Source organism: Bacillus sp. CGMCC 1.60114, from assembly GCF_042676365.1.
Classification (GTDB): domain Bacteria; phylum Bacillota; class Bacilli; order Bacillales; family Bacillaceae_G; genus Bacillus_A; species Bacillus_A rhizoplanae_A.
In genome coordinates, this window is record NZ_JBHTHG010000031.1 from 1 (window position 1) to 3256 (window position 3256).

Annotated in this window: 3 protein-coding genes; 2 read left to right on the top strand and 1 reads right to left on the bottom strand. The window is 32.1% G+C overall.

Annotated features, from left to right (window positions below; all coding sequences use genetic code 11):
- Positions 1 to 164: 164 nt before the first annotated feature.
- Positions 165 to 866, bottom strand: coding sequence for a MerR family transcriptional regulator (locus ACFQZ1_RS09640; RefSeq protein ID WP_377881883.1), 702 nt, complete (start codon positions 864 to 866; stop codon positions 165 to 167).
- Positions 867 to 1014: 148 nt separating this feature from the next.
- Here ACFQZ1_RS09640 and ACFQZ1_RS09645 point away from each other — a divergent pair, with 148 nt between their 5' ends.
- A complete protein-coding gene (locus ACFQZ1_RS09645; protein ID WP_377881885.1) occupies positions 1015 to 1509 on the top strand; it encodes a DUF6022 family protein in 495 nt (164 codons plus the stop codon).
- A 182-nt stretch (positions 1510 to 1691) separates the two neighbouring features.
- A complete protein-coding gene (locus ACFQZ1_RS09650) occupies positions 1692 to 3128 on the top strand; it encodes an IS4 family transposase (protein WP_377881887.1) in 1437 nt (478 codons plus the stop codon).
- Positions 3129 to 3256 lie beyond the last annotated feature (128 nt).

Sequence of the window (3256 nt, forward strand, 5' to 3'; positions counted from 1 at the left end):
ACCCCATGCCCATCAACTTAAGAAAAAGAAATGCCCCCAAAACGAAAAAATGAGCGGCTTCTCAGAATAACTATCTGTAGAGAAAGAAAATTTTAATTTAGGGGGGATATGAAAATATTAGCTTGATGGTGATGTGGAGGTACCCCATATTAATATTTTCTTAGTTATTTTAATCCTAACTTTGCACATAATCGATACAAAAAGTATAGTCCATGTAACTGTTCTTGATTACGTTTATTTAAATGTTGTTGGCACTCCTCGACAATGCTTTTTGCCCCTTCAATATTGTATTCCTCCAAATTTCTAATAGATTTTTTTAATTGAACAATTTCGTGTGAATACACAGCTTTTTGTGTAAGCTTCATTAACAAAATTTTAATAAACTGATATGAATTAAAGTAGCGATAATTATTTTCACCTCTCTTTGAATTAACATATCTCTCTTTTTCCCAATATCGTATAGTAGAAGTAGAAATTTTCGCTTTATTTGCTACCTCTCCAATCGTCATTAGGTTATTTGCTATCGATTGAGAATCAATGATATTGTTTAGGTCTTTTATTATTCTAGTAGCTAACTCTTTTTCTTGATAGGTGACTGCTTGTATCTCGTTGATTATCCAGAGTGCAGAATTCAGATTTTTTTGTTGCAGTTTTTTTAATACAGCTGTTGTTATCTCCATTCCAAATCCAGGTGACATGGCTACTATACATTCAAAATATGCTAAATGTTCCTCCGTATAGATTCGATATCCTGTCCCCAACCTTTCTGTGGTTGGGATAATCCCCCTTGTTTCGTAACTTCTTAAAGTGCTAGTACTTAAATTTAGCCTTTTCGCAATATCAATAGGCCTTATATTATTCTTCATTCTTTTTCATCCCTATCAACATTAAATTTATTATAAAGTTTATCATTTTATCCCCTCTAAAATAAGTATATACAATTGAAAACTTTATAATTGGCTTTAATGTTATAAGATTAAGGAGTAAGTAATAAAAAATGATGGAGGGATCTAAATGTCAAAATTAAACATTCAACCCGAAATGTCAATTGAAGAGTTAGGACAAAAAGTATCTGGTTATCTAAAGGACCATTGGGAAGAAGTTCTTGCAAATACCATTGAGGAACTCCAAAAATTATTTCCTGAGTATGAAGATGCTACGTATGGTATGTACTTAGATAAACTACTTCCCCCAGCATGGAAAGAGCTTGAGGATGCTGGTTTTCAGTCTGCTGAAAAAACAAAAGAAGATGACTTTATTATTGCTGGGTGCTTAAATTTTAGAAATTCTATTGAAAAAGCAAAATGGGGAACGCCTGATCATGAAAAGCGTATCTTTTGGATTGTCATTGAAAACCAAAATAAACAATTAATTGGTACTTTTCTTTTTGAACTATCTCATTCTCATGTAAATTTCAACCTCCCTTCAGCTCCAAAACTAAAGACTTTTACAAGTACTGAAAGAAATGAAATTATCCAAAAGATTCTAAGCCTAAACGAAAATTCTTGATGTTTCTAAAATCAGACGCTAATGCAACACCATTTATTCAAAATAGCCCACTTTTTTATGCAACATAATTTAAGAAATAGGGGTCACCATACATGCCCCTTAACTTAAGAGATTTTAATACCATTAAATACAAAAAAACGTTATTCTTTTTGTAGAAATATACAGAAAGGATGGCGTTTTTTATGAATCTTTCGATTCAGAGTGAACTACAATTATTTGCTGAAGAATTATATGAACATCTCACTCCTTCATTTTTGGAAAATCTTGCTAGAGAACTAGGTTTTGTACAACGGAAACGTAAATTTTCAGGGCACGATTTAGCTACTATATGTGTTTGGATTAGTCAACGAGTAGCGAGTGATTCTTTAGTGAGACTGTGTAGTCAACTTCATGCTGTTACAGGAACACTCATGAGTCCAGAAGGACTCAATAAGCGTTTCAATAAAAAAGCTGTTTGCTTTTTAAAACACATTTTCTCTACATTGCTAAAAAGTAAAATTTGTGAAACATCAGTGATTCCAAGCTCTTCAATCGCTTATTTTCAACGAATTCGTATTTTAGATGCAACGATTTTCCAAGTGCCAAAACATTTAGCTAGTGTGTACCCTGGGTCAGGTGGTTGTGCACAAACAGCTGGTATAAAAATTCAATTAGAATATGATTTACATAGTGGTCAGTTTTTAAATGTTCAAATTGAACCTGGGAAAAATAATGATAAAACCTTTGGAACAGAGTGTTTATCGACATTACGCCCTGGTGATCTATGTATTCGGGATTTAGGCTATTATTCACTAGATGATTTAGATCAAATGGACCAACGTGGCGTGTATTATATATCACGGCTCAAATTAAATAATATGGTGTATATCAAAAATGAATTTCCTGAATACTTTCGAAATGGGACAATAAAAAAACAGTCTCAGTACATCAAAGTTGATTTAGAACACATTATGGATACCTTAAAACCAGGGCAGGTCTATGAAATAAAAGAAGCTTATATTGGAAAGGATAAAAAACTATTCACTCGGGTGATTATGTATCGATTAACAGAAAAACAACTTCATGAGCGTATGAAAAAACAAGTGTATACGGAAAGTAAAAAGGGCATTACATATTCGGAAAAGAGCAAACGATTAACTGGAATGAACCTATATGTTACCAATATCCCCTGGGAGATTGTTCCGATGGAACAAATCCATGATTTTTATTCTCTCCGCTGGCAAATTGAAATCATCTTTAAAACTTGGAAATCCCTATTTCAAATTCATCATTGGCAAAATATTAAACAAGAGCGATTAGAATGCCATGTTTATGGAAAACTTATTTCCATTTTTTTATGTTCTTCTATTATGTTTAAGATGCGACAATTAATTTTACAAAAGAAGAAACAGGAATTAAGTGAATATAAAGCAATTGGAATGATTCAAGATCATTTACACATTTTATATCAAACCATGCAGCAAAACACTCAAGAAATAGCAAAGGTTCTTATCAGTCTGTTCCACCTTCTACAGAAAAATGGACGGAAATCTCACAGATATGAGAAAAAAACTGTCTTTGATATTTTGGGTGTTGTCTATGAGTATAATGAATTAAAAAAACAAAAGAAAGCTGCATAATTTTAAAAAAGATACTTATCTAGGTTTATTTGATATGCTCATTTTTAAAGGTAAAAAGTGCTCTAAGAGTTTTTTAGTGTATTTGAATGAAGGTTCATTTTGTTTCTGTTCTTAAGTTGATGGGCATG

Coding starts and splice junctions, on each gene's coding strand:
- ACFQZ1_RS09645 (WP_377881885.1), top strand. CDS start 1,015: ATGTCAAAATTAAACATTCAACCCGAAATGTCAATTGAAGAGTTAGGA.
- ACFQZ1_RS09640 (WP_377881883.1), bottom strand. CDS start 866: ATGAAGAATAATATAAGGCCTATTGATATTGCGAAAAGGCTAAATTTA.
- ACFQZ1_RS09650 (WP_377881887.1), top strand. CDS start 1,692: ATGAATCTTTCGATTCAGAGTGAACTACAATTATTTGCTGAAGAATTA.